Source organism: Paracoccus aminovorans, assembly GCF_001546115.1.
Lineage (GTDB): Bacteria > Pseudomonadota > Alphaproteobacteria > Rhodobacterales > Rhodobacteraceae > Paracoccus > Paracoccus aminovorans_B.
On record NZ_LNBC01000039.1, the window covers coordinates 1 to 15,509 of the forward strand.

At 64.6% G+C, this 15,509-nt stretch carries 15 protein-coding genes and 2 pseudogenes; 16 read left to right on the forward strand and 1 reads right to left on the reverse strand.

Annotated features, from left to right (window positions below):
* Window positions 1-189 (forward strand): annotated as a pseudogene (locus ASV56_RS22155) (IS6 family transposase); the annotation flags it as partial.
* Between the two features lie 4 nt (window positions 190-193).
* Here ASV56_RS22155 and ASV56_RS24860 read toward each other — a convergent pair.
* On the reverse strand, window positions 194-325 hold the full coding sequence (locus tag ASV56_RS24860; protein WP_301336107.1) for a hypothetical protein: 132 nt from the start codon (window positions 323-325) through the stop codon (window positions 194-196).
* Window positions 326-622: 297 nt separating this feature from the next.
* On the opposite strand from ASV56_RS24860, the gene ASV56_RS22160 reads away from it, so the two are divergent.
* The 15 genes and pseudogenes from ASV56_RS22160 to ASV56_RS22230 all read left to right on the forward strand — a co-directional run.
* Window positions 623-1,765, forward strand: a complete 1,143-nt coding sequence (locus ASV56_RS22160) for a transporter substrate-binding domain-containing protein (protein WP_062564118.1) — start codon at window positions 623-625, stop codon at window positions 1,763-1,765.
* A gap of 26 nt (window positions 1,766-1,791) precedes the next feature.
* Entirely contained in the window at window positions 1,792-2,370 is a 579-nt protein-coding gene (locus tag ASV56_RS22165; protein WP_062564128.1) for an ANTAR domain-containing response regulator, read from the forward strand.
* Between the two features lie 192 nt (window positions 2,371-2,562).
* Window positions 2,563-3,462, forward strand: a complete 900-nt coding sequence (locus ASV56_RS22170) for a nitrilase family protein (RefSeq protein ID WP_216635434.1) — start codon at window positions 2,563-2,565, stop codon at window positions 3,460-3,462.
* A gap of 23 nt (window positions 3,463-3,485) precedes the next feature.
* Window positions 3,486-4,643, forward strand: a complete 1,158-nt coding sequence (locus ASV56_RS22175; RefSeq protein WP_062564120.1) for a substrate-binding protein — start codon at window positions 3,486-3,488, stop codon at window positions 4,641-4,643.
* A 52-nt stretch (window positions 4,644-4,695) separates the two neighbouring features.
* Window positions 4,696-5,532 carry a branched-chain amino acid ABC transporter permease gene (locus ASV56_RS22180; protein WP_036752926.1) on the forward strand — a complete coding sequence of 279 codons (837 nt, stop codon included), beginning with the start codon at window positions 4,696-4,698 and terminating at the stop codon, window positions 5,530-5,532.
* Window positions 5,525-7,318, forward strand: a complete 1,794-nt coding sequence (locus tag ASV56_RS22185; protein WP_216635435.1) for a branched-chain amino acid ABC transporter ATP-binding protein/permease — start codon at window positions 5,525-5,527, stop codon at window positions 7,316-7,318. Before ASV56_RS22180 ends, ASV56_RS22185 begins: the two co-directional genes overlap by 8 nt.
* Window positions 7,315-8,022, forward strand: a complete 708-nt coding sequence (locus tag ASV56_RS22190) for an ABC transporter ATP-binding protein (RefSeq protein ID WP_062564121.1) — start codon at window positions 7,315-7,317, stop codon at window positions 8,020-8,022. Before ASV56_RS22185 ends, ASV56_RS22190 begins: the two co-directional genes overlap by 4 nt.
* A 4-nt stretch (window positions 8,023-8,026) precedes the next feature.
* Window positions 8,027-8,710 (forward strand): urease subunit beta, encoded by a 684-nt coding sequence (locus ASV56_RS22195; RefSeq protein WP_062564122.1) that lies wholly within the window; start codon window positions 8,027-8,029, stop codon window positions 8,708-8,710.
* Window positions 8,711-8,712: 2 nt separating this feature from the next.
* Window positions 8,713-10,428, forward strand: coding sequence for an urease subunit alpha (ureC, locus tag ASV56_RS22200; RefSeq protein ID WP_062564123.1), 1,716 nt, complete (start codon window positions 8,713-8,715; stop codon window positions 10,426-10,428).
* A 13-nt stretch (window positions 10,429-10,441) separates the two neighbouring features.
* Window positions 10,442-11,056 carry an urease accessory protein UreG gene (gene ureG / locus ASV56_RS22205; protein WP_036752934.1) on the forward strand — a complete coding sequence of 205 codons (615 nt, stop codon included), beginning with the start codon at window positions 10,442-10,444 and terminating at the stop codon, window positions 11,054-11,056.
* Window positions 11,053-11,868 (forward strand): urease accessory protein UreD, encoded by an 816-nt coding sequence (locus ASV56_RS22210; RefSeq protein ID WP_062564124.1) that lies wholly within the window; start codon window positions 11,053-11,055, stop codon window positions 11,866-11,868. The genes ureG and ASV56_RS22210 overlap by 4 nt, the downstream gene beginning before the upstream one ends.
* A gap of 10 nt (window positions 11,869-11,878) precedes the next feature.
* Window positions 11,879-12,403 (forward strand): urease accessory protein UreE, encoded by a 525-nt coding sequence (locus ASV56_RS22215; protein ID WP_062564125.1) that lies wholly within the window; start codon window positions 11,879-11,881, stop codon window positions 12,401-12,403.
* Window positions 12,400-13,122, forward strand: coding sequence for an urease accessory protein UreF (locus ASV56_RS22220; protein WP_062564126.1), 723 nt, complete (start codon window positions 12,400-12,402; stop codon window positions 13,120-13,122). The genes ASV56_RS22215 and ASV56_RS22220 overlap by 4 nt, the downstream gene beginning before the upstream one ends.
* A 39-nt stretch (window positions 13,123-13,161) precedes the next feature.
* On the forward strand, window positions 13,162-14,706 hold the full coding sequence (locus ASV56_RS22225; protein ID WP_062564127.1) for an ABC transporter substrate-binding protein: 1,545 nt from the start codon (window positions 13,162-13,164) through the stop codon (window positions 14,704-14,706).
* A gap of 447 nt (window positions 14,707-15,153) precedes the next feature.
* A pseudogene (locus ASV56_RS22230) lies at window positions 15,154-15,509 on the forward strand (IS6-like element ISPpa9 family transposase); the annotation flags it as partial.

The window sequence follows — 15,509 nt, forward strand, 5'->3', positions numbered from 1 at the left end:
CGACGGCGAGAGAAGATCATGGGACGCTTCAAGTCCCAACGACAGGCGCAGAGATTCCTCGCCGCCCATGACCAGATCAACACCCTCTTCCGTCCCCGCCGCTATCGTCTCACCGCATCTTCACACCGCCACGCACGGGCTGACGCCTTCAGCCTGTGGAACGACTATGCGCTCGAGATGAACGCATAAGCGCTCACGCTTCGCCCCCCTTTGCGCCCACAATTACCCAACTTGGCAATGCCATCGCATTACCCGAGGCATCAGCCCCATGCGCCTGGAACACATTCTTCGCCAGATCGAGGCCGATAGTGGTAATCTCCGACATGACCGCTCTCCTTTGTGGATCGTTGCAGACCCACCTTGGCACAGAGATGCCGTCGGGGGGCGGTCACATCATCAAGGCCGATCTGCCGCAACCGGGGGCAGAGGCACATCGCCGTGATCGGCACCGACGCCATGGGCAAGCAAATAATCTTTCACGGGGCGCATACGTCAGAGGACGCTTACCATGGCTTTTCACCATTGCGGGGCTGCAGTATCGAAAACGGCAAGACCTCTGGCGGATGGCTTCGCCTGAACCGCACTCAAATCGGTCGGAAGCGACCAGGCAAGGATTGATGTCATGAACGACCCTTGGCGGATCGGTTTGCTCTTCTCTCGAAGTGGCCCGACCGGACTGCCTGAAAGCGAACATGCATTGGGCGTTCGACTGGCCGTGAACGAACTCAACCGCGATGGAGGGATCCTCGGCCGCTTGGTCGAGATTGCGGAACATGATCCCGCAGGTGATCCCAATGCCTTCAGGCAGCATGCCGAAAGGATGATGACAGCCGAGGGCATCTCGGTCATCTTCGGCTGCCACACCTCGGATACGCGCAAGATCGTCTCGCGCTCGGTCGAGCGCCGCAACGGATTGTTGTGGTATCCGGCAAGCTATGAGGGCTTCGAATATTCGCCGAACATTCTCTATACAGGCCCCGTTGCCAATCAATGCATCTTTCCTCTGGCCGACTACCTGGTCGCCGAGCATGGCGGAAAGGGTTTCCTGGTCGGATGCGACTATATTTTCCCGCGTGAAACCAATCGCGTCATGCGGGATCTGATCGAGGCGCGGCGGGGACAGGTCGTCGGGGAAAGCTATCTGCCGATGATGGCCTCGCGCAATGAGATCCAGAAGGTTCTGATCGAGATCCGCAGACTTCAACCGGAATTCGTCTTTTCGACCCTGGTGGGCGAAACCGGCCAGGAATTCGCGCGGCTGTATCAGGATGCTGGGCTGGATCTTGGCGGAACACGCCCGATTGGCGGTATTTCCCTGACCGAGTGCGAGCTTGCGCGCATCGGAGCCGAGCGAGCCGAGGGGATCGTCACGGCCTCGTCCTATTTCTCTTCTCTGAAGAGCGATCAGAATGACCGTTTCCTGGCGAGTCTGCGCAAGAGCTTTGGCGATGATCGTCCTGTCAGCGGCTGGGCGGCTGCCTCATACAGCCAGGCGCGGATGTTTGGTCATGCGCTGGAACTGACCCAATCGATCGACACGGATCACTTGCTTCAGGTTCTGCACGGGATGGCGTTTGACGCACCGGATGGGCCCGTATTGATCGATCCGGACAACAACCATGCCTGGATGACGCCGAGGATCGGGCGGGCCAATGCAAATGGCGCGTTCGATATCGTCTGGTCGGCAAGTGAGCTTGTCCGGCCGGATCCCTATCTTGCCAATTCTCCGGTTGCCCCGGTTCGGACCGATGAAGGTGTTGCGTGAGCCGGGGCGGAAACCATGTGGTCGAGATGCTGCGCGACCTGCGGGTGGCTGTCATTCACGCACCCGATCAGGATCGCGATGCCCTGGTCGGCCAGTTGCGCCGCATCGGCTGTCAGGTTCTGCCGGTCTGGCCCCTGCCCGACATGCCGCCGCGGGGGGTGGACCTGATCTTTCTCAGCCTGGATCATCGCTTTCAGCCCACGAAAAGCTGGGCCGTGGATGAAGATGCCCCCGCTGTCATCGCGATCCTGGAATACGAGAACCCGGTGATCCTGAAAGCCCTTGTGGACACCGGCGTCCATGGCGTGCTGGTCAAGCCCCTGCGGCCCGCGGGCGTCCTGTCCACGCTGACGCTGGGGCGCTGGCTTCATGGATACCATCGGCGGCTGGAGGCAAAGGTCCGCAAGCTGGAAGAGACCATAAAGGCGCAACGCGACATATCGAAGGCCGCCCGTATTCTTGCGGAGGTGAAAGGCGTGCCGGAATCGGATGCATTCGAAACCATTCGCGCGCAAGCGACGCGGCGGCGTATCTCGATGGCCGATGTCGCTGCAAGCATCATCAATGCGCAGGATGTGCTGAAAGACATGTCAAAGGATATCTAGCCTGCTCGCATTCGCGGCAGTTTCCGTCTCGGGCAGGATTATCCGAAGCACCAAATTGACTTTGAGCCGCATGCGGCCGTGATTTGGATCACGGCGCCCGGCAGGCCGCCTTCTCGACATATCTGGCTGGCAAGCCTCTGTTCCATTGCGCACCCCACCGGGGGGCGATGGCAGAGGCTTTTTGCTTATTGGATGCCGCTGGGCGGCAGTGGAAGAATGGCTGAAAAACACGAAGAAAAGCTCACGATCGCCTGCCTGCAATTCGAGCCGCGCTTTGGCGAGGTCGCGGACAACCGGGCGCGCAGCCTCGCGATGATCGAGCAGGCCGCGGATGCGGGGGCAAGGATCGTGATCCTGCCCGAACTGGTGATCTCGGGCTATATGTTTCAAAGCAGGGCCGAGGCCTTTGCCCTTGCCGAACCGATCCCCGACGGTCCCAGCACGATCGCCTGGGCCGAGGTCGCCGCCCGCAGAAAGCTGTTCCTGGTGGCCGGAATTGCCGAGCGCGAGGAGGATCGGCTCTATAACAGCGCGGTCGTCATTGGGCCGGACGGGGTGCTGGGGGTCTATCGCAAGCTGCATCTCTGGGCGGACGAGAACCTCTGGTTCGAGGCGGGCAATCTGGGCCTGCCGGTTTTCTCTACTCCCCATGGCCGCATCGGCGTGGCGATCTGCTATGACGGATGGTTCCCCGAGGTGTTCCGGCTGGCCGCCGTCGAAGGAGCGGATCTGGTCTGCGTGCCGACCAACTGGGTGCCGATTCCGGGGCAGGCCGAGGGCCGGGGGCCCATGGCCAACATCCTTCACATGGCCGCCGCGCACAGCAACTCCATGGTGATCGCCTGTGCCGACCGGGTCGGGACCGAACGTGGTCAGCCCTTTGTCGGCCACAGCCTGATCGTCGGCCATACCGGCTGGCCCGTCGCGGGTCCGGCCAGCGGTGACTGCGAGGAAATCGTTCTGGCCGAGGTCGACCTTTCGGCCGCGCGGCGCGCGCGCAACTGGAACAGCTTCAACCACCCGCTCCGCGACAGGCGAACGGACATCTATGCCGAACGACTGGGAGCAAAGCCATCGGACCGGCGCCCGTAATGCGCTGCAACAGGGGAAACGACATGAAAATCCGTGAACTTCTTCTTGGACTCGGGATGGGCCTTGCCTGTGCCGTTTCCGCACAGGCCGAGGAAACCATCAGGATCGGTATTCCGGTCGGGCTCAGCGGTGCGAACAGCGTTGTCGCGCCATCGGTGGTGCAGGCGTCGGAACTGGCCGTGGACCAGATCAACGCGAAGGGCGGCGTGCTTGGACGTCGGCTGGAACTGGTGATCGCGGATGACGGCTCGGGTGCGCAGGGCGCGCAACGCGCCTATGACAGCCTGGTCTTCCAGCAGAAGGTCGATGCCATCGTCGCAATGGAGACCAGCGCCGCGCGCAATGCCGGCCTGCCCATCGTGAACCGCGGCAAGGTCCCTCTCATCTATACCTCGTTCTACGAGGGCCGGTCCTGCTCGCCCTGGATGCATATCAACGCGTGGGTTCCCGAACAGCAGGTCGCCCCCATCGTCGATCAGTTCATGGACGAGATGGGCGCCAAAAAGTTCTTCCTGATCGGCAGCGACTACGCCTTTGGCCGGGGGATGCTGGAATTCACCCGCGAATATGTCGAATCCAAGGGCGGCACGGTCGTCGGAGAGGAATATCTGCCGATGGACGGCTCGGACTGGACGGCCATCATCTCGCAGATGCGGTCCGCCAGTCCCGATGCGCTGATCACCTCGACCGCGGGGGGTGCGCCCAATGTCACCCTGACCAAGCAGCTTCGCGCCACCGGCGTGGACATTCCCTATGGCAACTACGCCATCGACGAAGGGACCGCCGCCACGATGGGGACGGATGCCGAGGGCATCTATATCGCTGCCTCCTACATCACCGGCATCGATTCCGCCGCGAACAAGGCGTTCCTGGAGGCACTGAACGCCAAGTTCGGAGCCAAGGCCGAAACTCCGAGCGAATTGTCCGTCCCGCAATACGAAGGCATCCTCGCCTATGCCGCCGCGGTCGAGAAAGCCGGCTCGACCGATGCCGAAAAGGTGGTCGAAGCGTTGGGCGAGGTGACCGTGGACGGCCCGCGCGGCTCGATCACCATGAACAAGCAGCGCCACTCGCCGCTGACCATGTATCTGGGTCGTGTCGCGGCCGACGGATCGGTCGAGGTGATCAAGTCCTTCCCCGACGTGGATCCGGGCGAGCAGTGCCCGCAGCTCGCCGGTTGACCCCTGAATGATGCGGGGCGTGCCCCGCATCCCTTTCCGACAAGAGCGCAAGATGGCTATTCTCGTCCTCGACATACTGACGACCGCCGCGATCCTGTTTGCGGTATCGGCTGGCCTGCTGATCATCCTCGGGGTGATGAAGCTGATCAACTTCGCCCATGGCGCCTTTCTGACCGTTGGCGGATACATGGCCTATCTCAACGGTGCTGCCGGTCTTTCGCCGTGGCTTTCGATCCCCCTGGCCGCTGGCGTCGGCTTTCTCGGCGGGCTGGTGATCGAGCGCGTGATCGTGCGCCCGCTCTATGATCGTCCTCTGGACGCGATCCTTGCCACCTGGGGACTTGGCATCGTGATTGGGCAACTGATCACGCTGGGCTTCGGCCGCGGCGTGCAGTTTGCACCGAACCCGATCAGCGGCACGACGGAACTGTTCGGCGTGGACTATTCGGCTTATCGCCTTGCGGTCGCGGTCATCGCCGTGCTTCTGGTCGTGGCATTGAGCGCGCTGCTGAAGTTGACCCGCTTCGGCCTGAACGCCCGCGCGGTCATCATGAACGAAAGACTGGCGCGCGGGCTTGGCATCGACAGCACCCGCGTGCGTGCGCTGACCTTTGGGCTGGGCGCAGCCCTTGCCTGCGCCGCCGGCGCGCTGATCACGCCGCTGATATCGGTCGATCCGAACATGGGGCTGCCCTGGCTGGTCAACAGCTTCATGCTGGTGATGGTCGCGGGCGTATCCTTTCCCAGTCTCCTCGTCGCCTCGCTGATCCTGGGCGGGGCGCAGGTCGTCGTCAGCACTTATGCGAACCCGATTCTGGGCGGCATGACCATCGTGGTCGCAGCCGCGCTGGTTCTGCGCATCAGCCCCAAAGGATTCAGCCGTGCATGACATTTCCGCCGCCATCACAACCCGGTTCCGCGTGGCGGCGACGGGCTGCATCATCGGCCTGCTGGTCGTCGCCGTCGCGCCCTGGCTGCTGGACACCTACCTGACCAATATCCTCATCCGAACGCTGTTTCTGGCCACGGTCGTCATGACTGTGGACATCCTCTGGGGTTCGGTCGGAATCCTGACCTTCGGCCAGTCCGCCTTCTTCGGCATCGGGGCCTATGCCTGCGGATTGATCTTTACCCATTACGGCTTCGGTCCGGGCTGGGCGCTGGCCGGACTTGCCCTGGGGATCGGCGTTGCGGCGGTCGTCGCCGCCGCGACCGGCTGGCTGGCCTTCTTTCACGGTTCGTCGCCGCTTTACGCCTCGATCATCACGCTGGCCTTGCCGATCGTCCTGACGCAGGTGATCTTTTCTGGCGGCAACTTTACCGGCTCTTCCAGCGGATTGTCGGGCTTTCCCACCTATTATTGGGATCTGAGGATCTGGTTCTGGACCGCGGGAACATTCCTTGTGCTGACGACCACCGCCGCCTGGCTGCTGGTCCGCAGCGACTTTGGACGCGTGATGGTCGCCATCCGCGAGAACGAGGAACGCTGTGCCTATCTTGGTATCCCGGTGTCGCGCATAAAGATCATGCTGATGATCGCTTCGGCGGTGATCGCCTCGGCTGCGGGCTTCGGCTATGCCGCGTTCTCGAACGTCGTTGCGCCCGAACTGGCAAGTTTCCAGCTTGGGACCGAATTCCTGATCTGGACGGCACTGGGCGGGCGCGGAACGCTGCTGGGTCCGATATTCGCGGCGCTTGGCATCGACACCATGTCTTCGTGGCTGTCGGGAACGATGCCCTTTCTGTGGAAGCTGCTGATCGGCGTCGTCTTCGTGGCGGTCATCGTCCTTTTGCCGCGTGGCTTCGCGCCTCTTGTCGGCGGCCTGTTTCGCCGGATCCTGCCGGTCCGCACGGCCGGCGCGCCGGCCCGTGTCCTTGTCCCCGACACGCGCAGCCGCCTGGGGCAGGGGGCGGACGACCAGAAACCTCCGCTGAGGATCGAGCATCTGTCGCGCCGCTATGGCAGCCTCAGCGTGCTGACTGACGTGACCATGACCGGACGGGCCAGTCACCTGCTGGGCATCATCGGGCCGAACGGGGCGGGCAAGACGACGCTGATGCGCTGCATCAGCGACGGCAGCGAACGTAGCGGCGGAAAGGTAGAGATCAACGGTGCCGAGATCGGACGCGGCGCGCCGCAGGACATCGTGGCGTTGGGCGTCGGCCGCAGCTTTCAGAACACCAATCTTTTCGATACGCTGACCGTCGCCGATTGCCTGCTGCTTGCCCGCTACCGGATCGACGGCGCCCGGCTGTTTCGCAGCAGCGTCGGCATCGCCCTGCCGGAACCCGCGCTGGACATCCTGCGCGCCACCGGGCTGGATCAGCGGCTGGCGGATGAGACGGGCAACCTGTCCCACGGCATGAAGCGCGGGCTGGAGCTTGCGATGGTGCTGGCGACCGAGCCGTCGGTGCTTTTGCTGGACGAGCCGACCGCCGGGCTGACCAGGCCCGAGCGCATGGTGATCGGCAAGGTGCTGGGCCGCCTGACGCGCGACTACGGCCTGTGCATCGTCCTGATTGAACATGACCTGGATTTCGTGCGCGAGATCAGCGACCGCGTGGTCGTGCTGCATCAGGGCTCGATCCTGATGGAGGGCACCGTGGACGAGGTCGTTTCCTCGGAGCTGGTCAGGTCCGTCTATGCCGGGCATCATGTGGAGGCCGCGCAATGAGCACGCCCCTTCTGACTGTCGATGCGCTGACCAGCGGCTACGGTTCCGCAGCGGTGTTGCACGATGTTTCCTTGCAGGTGGACAGGGCCCGGATCGTGGCGATCCTCGGCAAGAACGGCATGGGCAAATCGACGCTGCTGAAAACCATCATGGGTTTCGTGCGTCCCATCAGCGGCCGCATCACCCTTGACGGCAGGGACGTGACCGGTGCCGCACCGAACTTCATGGCTCGTGCCGGGATGGCGCACGCACCGCAGGAACATACGCTGTTCCAGGATCTGACGGTCGGGGACAACCTGCGCCTAGGGGTGGCGACGGATCGGCTGTTCCGGCAATGCCTGCCCGAGGTCGAGGCGGTCTTTCCGCGGATGATCGAACGGCTGGGCCAGCGTGCGGGCACCCTGTCGGGCGGCGAACAGAAGATGCTGCTGATGTCGCGGGCGCTGATTGCCCGGCCGAAAATCATGCTGGTCGATGAGATCAGCGAGGGTTTGCAGCCCACGATGGTCGACCGCATCGCCCAGGCGCTGCTTCGCGCCCGCGACGAGCTGGGCATCGCCGTCCTGCTGGTCGAGCAGCATCTGGATTTCGCGCTGTCGGTTGCCGATCGGGTGGCGATGATGAAGCTGGGCGAGATCGTCGAGGAGGGCACGCGGCAGGAGCTTGCCGCCAGTGACGGGCTTGCCGCCCATCTTGCGGTGTGACGCCATGCGCCTGACCCCGCGTGAGACCGACCGGCTGCTTTTGTTCCAGGCGGCCCAGCTTGCCCGCCTGCGCCGAGCGAACGGCCTGTCCCTGACCGAACCCGAGGCGCGCGCCCTGATCGCGGATACGATCTGCGAAGGCGCGCGTGCGGGGGGCACGGTCGCGGATATGGTTGCGCTCGGCTCCTCGGCCCTGACCGAGGACGACGTGATGCCCGGCGTGGCCGAGATGGTTCAGGTCGTCATGGTCGAGGCCCTGTTTCCCGACGGCCAGAAGCTTGTCTGCGTGCATGACCCCATCGCGCCGGGCAAGCGGTCCTCGGATGCCCTGCCGCCGCGCTGGCGAACGGGGACCGAGCCGGTAGAGGTCAATAGCGGCCGCGCCACCCTGCGGCTGCGCGTGGTCAGCACCGCCGACCGGCCGATCCAGATCGGGTCGCATTATCACTTTTTCGAAGTCAATCCCGCGCTGCATTTCGACCGGCAGGCGGCCTATGGCTTTCGGCTGGACATCCCCTCGGCGACGACGCTGCGCTTCGAGCCCGGCGACAGCCGCGACGTGGATCTGGTGGCCATCGGCGGCGCGCGCATCGTGCATGGGCTTGCGGGGTTGGTCGATGGTCCGCTGGACGATCCCGGCATCCGCAGCGCCGCCATGGCGCGTCTCGCCGCGTTTCTGGAGGGCTGAGCGTGGCTTGCAGCATCGAAAGAAGCCGCTATCTGCAACTCTACGGACCGACGACCGGCGATTGCGTGCGGCTGGGCGACACGGGCCTGTGGGCGAAGGTCGAACGGGATCTGTGCGTGGGTGGCGATGAGCTGGTGTTCGGCGCCGGCAAGACCCTGCGCGCCGGAACCGGCTGCGACGGGGCGCTGACCGCTGCCGAGGGCATGCCCGACCTGATCGTGACGAATGCCCTGGTCATCGACGCCGTGACCGGGATCTTCAAGGCGGATATCGGCATCCGCAAGGGTCGCATCATCGGGATCGGCAAGGCCGGCGATCCCAACATCATGGACGGCGTGACGCCGGGCCTGACCGTGGGCGTGAACACGGACGTTCGCGCGGCCGAGGGGTTGATCGTCACCGCGGGCGGCATCGACTGCCATGTGCATTTCATCGACCCCGGCCAGGTGGACGAGGCGCTTTGCGCGGGCGTCACCACAATGATGGGCGGTGGGTTGGGCCCGACGACGGTGCCCATCGCCTCGACCGGGACCACCAACCTTGGGCTGATGCTGCAGGCGGCCGAGGCGTTCCCGATGAATTTCGGCTTCATCGCCAAGGCCGCCTCGCATCGGGTCGAGCCGCTGCTGGAACAGCTTGCCGCCGGGGCGGCGGGGCTGAAGATCCATGAGGACTGGGGTGCAAGTCCGGCGGTGATCGACGCGGCGCTGAAGGCGGCCGGGATCGGGGGCGGCCAGATCCAGCTGCACAGCGACACGTTGAACGAATCGGGTTTCGTGGAACACACGATCCGCGCTATCGGCGACCGCGGCATCCACGCCTATCATGTCGAGGGTGCGGGCGGCGGTCATGCGCCCGACATCATCCGCATCTGCGGGCGCGACAATGTCCTGCCTTCCTCGACCAACCCGACGAACCCGTTCACGATCAATACGTTCGACGAACACTTCGACATGGCAATGACCAGCCATCACCTCAATCCCCGCCTGCCCGAGGATGTGGCCTTCGCCGAAAGCCGCATCCGGCGCGAGACGATAGGGGCCGAGGACGTCCTGCACGATCTGGGCGCGATCAGCGCCATCGGCTCGGACAGCCAGGGCATGGGCCGGATCGGCGAGACCATCGCGCGCACCTGGCAACTGGCGGAACATATGCGCGACCTGCGCGGCAGCCTGGACGAGGATCGCGGCACCGGCGCCGACAACTTCCGTATCCGCCGCTATGTGGCGAAATACACGGTCAATCCGGCGCTGATGTTCGGCATCGGCCACGAGGTCGGCTCGATCGCGGTCGGCATGCTGGCCGACCTGGTTTTCTGGCGCCCGGACAGCTTCGGGGTCAAGCCGGAGCTGGTCTTGAAGGCGGGCTTCCCGGTTTGGGCGCCGCTGGGCGAGGCCAACGCCTCGTTGATGGCATGCGAGCCGGTCCGCTATCGCCCGATGTGGGGCTGTTTCGGGCGCGCTCCGCAAAGCCTTGGCCTGCGCTTCGTTGCGCCGGCGGCGGTCGGGAACGGCCTTGCCGAGCGGCTGGACCTGCGCGCAAGGCTTTCAGCCGTCTCGGACACGCGGGCGCTGCGCAAGCGCGACATGGTGCTGAACGACGCGCTGCCCGACATCGCCGTCGATCCCGAAAGCTTCCAGGTCCGCATCAACGGCGAGGTGGCGGACAGCCCCCCGGCAGAACGTGTTTCGCTGGGCCAAGGATACATGCTGAAATGAGACGGAGGATGACATGGCGGCGGTGAGGATCGGAATCGGCGGCCCGGTCGGATGCGGCAAGACCCGGTTGGTCGAACGCTTGCTGCCGATCTGCCAGGACGAGGGCGTATCGGTCGCCGTGATCACGAACGATCTGGTGACTGCCGAGGATGCCGAACGGGTCCGCCGTTCCGGCCTGATCGACCCCGACCGGGTGCTGGGCGTCGAAAGCGGGGCCTGCCCGCACACGGCGATCCGCGAGGATCCTTCGGTGAACATCGAGGCGGCGGAATATCTGGAAAGCCGCTTTTCCCCCGACCTGATCCTGATCGAAAGCGGTGGAGACAACCTGGCCGCGACCTTTTCCAGCGAGTTGGTGGATTGGTGGGCGTTCGTCATCGACGTCTCGGCTGGCGACGACATTCCGCGCAAGCGGGGCCTGGGTGTCCTGCGTGCCGACCTGCTGATCGTGAACAAGATCGACCTGGCCCCGCATGTCGATGCCGATCTGGACCGGATCCGGCAGGACGTTGCCGCCGCGCGGCCGGGTCGCCCCTCGCTCTTCACCGATCTGCGCCGGGATCGGGGCGTGCGCCCGGTTTTCGACGAGATCGCCCGATCCGCGCTGTTCCACAGGATCGCCGAATGAACGAGGGGCATCTGTCGCTGCATCTGGTCCGGGATGGCGGGGGCCGGACCCGGCTTGCCCGTCGGCGGCAATGCTATCCCCTGACGACGACGGCGGTCCTGCCCCTTTCCGACGAGGACACGGCGCTGATCTATGTCCAGAATGCCGCCGGGTCGGTTTTCGGCGGCGACAGGCTGACGGTCGATGTCAGGCTGGACGAGGGAGCCGAGCTTTGCCTCTCGACACCCGCGGCGACACGGTTGCAGGGGGATGCTCTTTCCGTACAGACGACCCGCATTTCCGTGGCGCGGAACGGCTTTCTAGAATTCGTGCCGGACATGATCATTCCCCAGGCAGGTGCCTGCCATCACCAGATCACCCGATTAGAGATGGACAGGGATGCGGGTGCGATACTTCTGGACAGCATGGCGCCGGGCCGTGTGGCGCGGGGCGAGCGGCATAGCTATGCCCTTGTCCTGCTGCGGCTGGTCGTGACCTGCGAGGGCCGCGACATCCTGGTCGACGGTGCGCGCTTCTGCCCCGTCGAGGCCGATCCCGCCCTGGCAGGCGCCCTGGGAGAGGACGGCTATGTCGGAACGCTTTTTGCCTTGACTACGCAGGCGGATTCCGTGGCTCTGGCCACCGACATCGCCGCCTCGCTTGACGGCATGCCGGGTGTCTTCGGCGGCGCGGCTCCGCTGGCATCTGGTTACGGCGTCGTCGCGCGCTTTCTTGCCGCGGATGCTCCTGCATTGCGCGCGGCCAGCCACCTGGCCTGGGACGCGGCAAGGCGCCGCATGAGGAACCGCCCCGCCCCTGCCCTTAGAAAATAAAGGAGAGATCATGCTGATCGTTCGTGAAATCCTGGGTCATGCCGATGAAGCGCGTTTTCGCTGCCGGCAGCGGGACAGGATATGGATCGCCGCCGCAGACGCGGGACGGCGCCGGCTTCGCAGGACCACCGACGCGGGCGCCGATGTCGGCATCGACCTGAAAAAGCCGGGCTGGCTGTCGGATGGGGCGGTTCTGGACGATGACGGAACCCGCATCCTGACCGTGGCCCGCCTGCCGGAAGAGGTGATGATCGTCACCCTGTCCGAAACCGATATGCTAGCGGCGTTCCGGGTCGGGCACGCTCTTGGAAATCGCCACGCCCCCTGCGAGGTGCGGGGCCGTGAAGTCATCGTTCCCGTCACCGAGACTCCGGAACTGACCGCACGCCCGCTGCTGGCGCACAATATCGACCCTGCGCATATCCGCTTCGCGCGAATGCCCTATGCGGCAGATGCCCCGCCTGTATGCGCGGGGGCCGGGCACGATCATTCGGCGGACCGGCCAGGTCACCACCACCACCATCACGCAGAATGATCCATGACACGACGCCTGGTGCGCTGGCGGATGGACCGGCGCTGCTTGCCCTGATGCAACTGTCGGACACCGCCCTGCCGATCGGGCGGCACGCCCATGCCCTGGGACTGGAGCGCCTGCTTCGCGACGGCCGGGTGCCCGACGACAGGCGTCTTCGGCAGGTCGTTGTCTCGGCACTGATGCAGGGAGCCGCCCGCTGCGACGGGGCGGCGGCATCCCTTGCGCATCAGGCCATGATATCCCGTGATCTGGCTCGATTGCTGGCCATCGACGCACGGCTGGATTGCCTGAAGCTGACCGATGCAGCGCAGGCGGCCTCTCGCCGATGCGGTCGCAGGTTGGCGGGGCTCGCACCCTCGTTGTCGCGCGACGCGGTGCTGGCAGAGTATGCGGGTGCCATCGCCGCGGGCGGCAGCCCCGGACATCTGGCGGTGATCTCGGCGGCAACCTCGGCTGCCTGCGGCGTTTCCCGCCCGGCTGCGGTTCTGATGGAACTGCGCGGCATCGCCACAATGATCCTGTCGGCAGCGGTGCGCCTGGACATTCTGCCTGCGGCGGCGTCGCAGGCAATGCTCGCCGGCTTCGCGCCCGAGATACTGGGGGCAAGCCGAATCGCCTTGGCGACCGCACTGGACGAGATGGAATGCAGCGCGGCTGCCGTGATCGAGACGGCCGCCATGCGCCATGCGCGGGACTACGGCCGTCTGTTCGCCACATGAATACCGCACCAAGGCAAGGGCCTGCACGGAGGGATGGGAATGGATGAGAAGGAAGTTCTGCGCGTGGCGCTGGACTGGGAGGTGGACGGGATCGACCCGCCACGGTCTTTTGGCGGCTGGAATACAGGTCGCGTGGTCCAGCAGACTCATGAAACCCTGATGGAGGACGATTTCGACACCCCACCGGCAAATCCGGGCCAGCCGACCGCGATCGTTCCGCGCCTGGCTCAAAGCTGCGGCGTCTCGGACGACGCCCGTCAGTTCCTGTTCCGTCTGCGCCCCGGCATCCGCTTTCACGATGGCGCACCGCTCGATGCCGAAGCCGTGGTTCTGAACTATGCCCGCATCTGCGATCCGGCATCAGAGATGTTTTCGCCCGAGGCGGCGGACCTGAACCGCGCAGCGGCGGAGCTGATAGCCAAGGTTCAGGCAGTCGATTCCCTGACGGTCGAGATCACGCTGACGCAGCCGTCGCCCGAATTCCTGCGCTACATGACGCAAGAGGACGCGCCGGGCGCGCAATCGCTGGTCAGTCCTCTGGCGCTGAAGCGTTTCGGCCCCGACGGCTGCACTGACCGCGCGCCCGGAACCGGCGCGTTCCGCTTTCATCGGCGCTTTGACACGTCCCATGGTTCGGGGGTCGAACTGGTGGCGAACGACGATTACTGGGGCGGTCGGCCACGGCTCTCGGGGATACGCTTTCTGCCCTTTCCCGATCTGGGCGACCGGCTGCGGGCGCTGGCCGAGGGACGGGTGGATGTGGCTTATAGCCTCGAAGGTGCCGATCTTGAAGAACTGGCTGCGCAGGGCTTCATCATTCCAGAATACCATCCGCCATATATCTGGTATCTGGTTTTCAACCTGCGCGATCCGCAGATAGCAGACATCAGGGTCCGCCGCGCGATCGCTCATGCGATCGACCGGCATGCCCTGTGCGCAAAACTGTTTCCGGGCGCCGTCGTTCCCGCATCCAGCATGCTGCCTCCCGGCTCTCCCGCCCACGATCCGCGGGCCGGGGATCCGCACCCCTACGACCCGGACCGTGCCCGCGCCCTGCTTGCCGAGGCGGGCGCGGCAGAAGGATTGACGCTGCATGCCTTGGGCGCGCGCGCAGGCTCGGCCCAGCTCGATCCCGGCGCGATCTACCATCAGATGGCACAGGACCTCGCCGCCGTCGGCGTCAGGCTGAAGGTGACGCTGCATTCCGATTGGGTCGGCTATTGCAACGAATGGCGGCAAGGCGCGGCCTCCGGCGTCTCTTTCAGCGAGATGAGTTGGGCGATGTCCACCGATCTTTGGCTGCGGCAGGTCCTGCACAGCAGCAATTCCTCGCCTGCGGGGTTCAATGCGGGCTATGCGGCCGATCCGCTTCTGGATGATCTGCTTGATCGTGCGGCGGGAACGCTTGCCGATGCCGAACGCACGCGGCTGTATCGGCAGGCCGACCGGCGGGTCATGGAAAACCTGCCGGTTCTGCCGCTTCTGAACACACGTCGGGGCATGGTTGCGTCTTCGGCACGAGTGAAAGGCTTGGTTTCAATAAACCAATGCTGGCATGATATGCGTGGCGTCTATCTCGAATAGCAAAATTTTCCGAGCTTGATGAGTGTTGATTTCCACCCATAACCGACCGGGGTTGGAGATGCCGTAATGGGCGAGTCGCTCCCGGGCCTGACGTTGCGCTATTTGTTCGGTCAAGAGGCTGGCTATCGTCCTGTCACAGCCGACCGTGCTGGTCGGCGGCAGCGTGTGCAGCGACACCGCTGGTGAAACAGCGCGACATTGCAGGTGGTGATTTTGGGGGAAGCGGAAGCCGGGCGTAGCCCGGATGTAGCTTCCCCCAAAATCTCGCGCGGGTTTGCCCCGTGCGGTTGGCTGTGACGGCGGTCAGGGTGGTCCGATCTTCGACGACCAAGAAGAGGATCGGATGCCCGGCCGTTTCATCACCGACCGACAACACGAGGATTACATGACCCTTCGACAGGCATTGCCAAGTTGTTGTGTCGTGAAGCGCCTGCTACAGGATCTCGGATGAAAACGCCATCATCCATGCCGCGCCTGAAGGGGTTTCGCTTTCCCCGTGAGATCATTGCCTACGCCGTCTGGGCATATCACCGCTTCGCCCTGAGCGGGGCTGACGTCGAGGACCTTCTGGCAGAGCGCGGCGTGATCGTCAGCCGCGAGAGCATCAGGCTTTGGGTTAACCGCTTTGGCGCGCAGTTTGCCACCTGCATCCGGCGCGATAGGCCGGGGCCGTCGGACAAGTGGCATCTGGACGAGGTCGTCATCCCGATACGCGGCAGGAAACACTGGCTCTGGCGGGCGGTTGACGCCAATGGCCACACGCTCGACATCCTCGTGCAAACCCGCCGGAACGCCAGAGCCGC

What these genes read in the sequence shown, in the direction of transcription:
- ASV56_RS22215 (WP_062564125.1), top strand. Translation starts at nt 11,879, where the DNA reads ATGCTGATCGTTCGTGAAATCCTGGGTCATGCCGATGAAGCGCGTTTT.
- ASV56_RS22175 (WP_062564120.1), top strand. Translation starts at nt 3,486, where the DNA reads ATGAAAATCCGTGAACTTCTTCTTGGACTCGGGATGGGCCTTGCCTGT.
- ASV56_RS22190 (WP_062564121.1), top strand. Translation starts at nt 7,315, where the DNA reads ATGAGCACGCCCCTTCTGACTGTCGATGCGCTGACCAGCGGCTACGGT.
- ASV56_RS22165 (WP_062564128.1), top strand. Translation starts at nt 1,792, where the DNA reads ATGCTGCGCGACCTGCGGGTGGCTGTCATTCACGCACCCGATCAGGAT.
- ASV56_RS24860 (WP_301336107.1), bottom strand. Translation starts at nt 325, where the DNA reads ATGTCGGAGATTACCACTATCGGCCTCGATCTGGCGAAGAATGTGTTC.
- ASV56_RS22160 (WP_062564118.1), top strand. Translation starts at nt 623, where the DNA reads ATGAACGACCCTTGGCGGATCGGTTTGCTCTTCTCTCGAAGTGGCCCG.
- ASV56_RS22170 (WP_216635434.1), top strand. Translation starts at nt 2,563, where the DNA reads ATGCCGCTGGGCGGCAGTGGAAGAATGGCTGAAAAACACGAAGAAAAG.
- ureG (WP_036752934.1), top strand. Translation starts at nt 10,442, where the DNA reads ATGGCGGCGGTGAGGATCGGAATCGGCGGCCCGGTCGGATGCGGCAAG.
- ASV56_RS22210 (WP_062564124.1), top strand. Translation starts at nt 11,053, where the DNA reads ATGAACGAGGGGCATCTGTCGCTGCATCTGGTCCGGGATGGCGGGGGC.
- ASV56_RS22220 (WP_062564126.1), top strand. Translation starts at nt 12,400, where the DNA reads ATGATCCATGACACGACGCCTGGTGCGCTGGCGGATGGACCGGCGCTG.
- ASV56_RS22180 (WP_036752926.1), top strand. Translation starts at nt 4,696, where the DNA reads ATGGCTATTCTCGTCCTCGACATACTGACGACCGCCGCGATCCTGTTT.
- ASV56_RS22195 (WP_062564122.1), top strand. Translation starts at nt 8,027, where the DNA reads ATGCGCCTGACCCCGCGTGAGACCGACCGGCTGCTTTTGTTCCAGGCG.
- ASV56_RS22225 (WP_062564127.1), top strand. Translation starts at nt 13,162, where the DNA reads ATGGATGAGAAGGAAGTTCTGCGCGTGGCGCTGGACTGGGAGGTGGAC.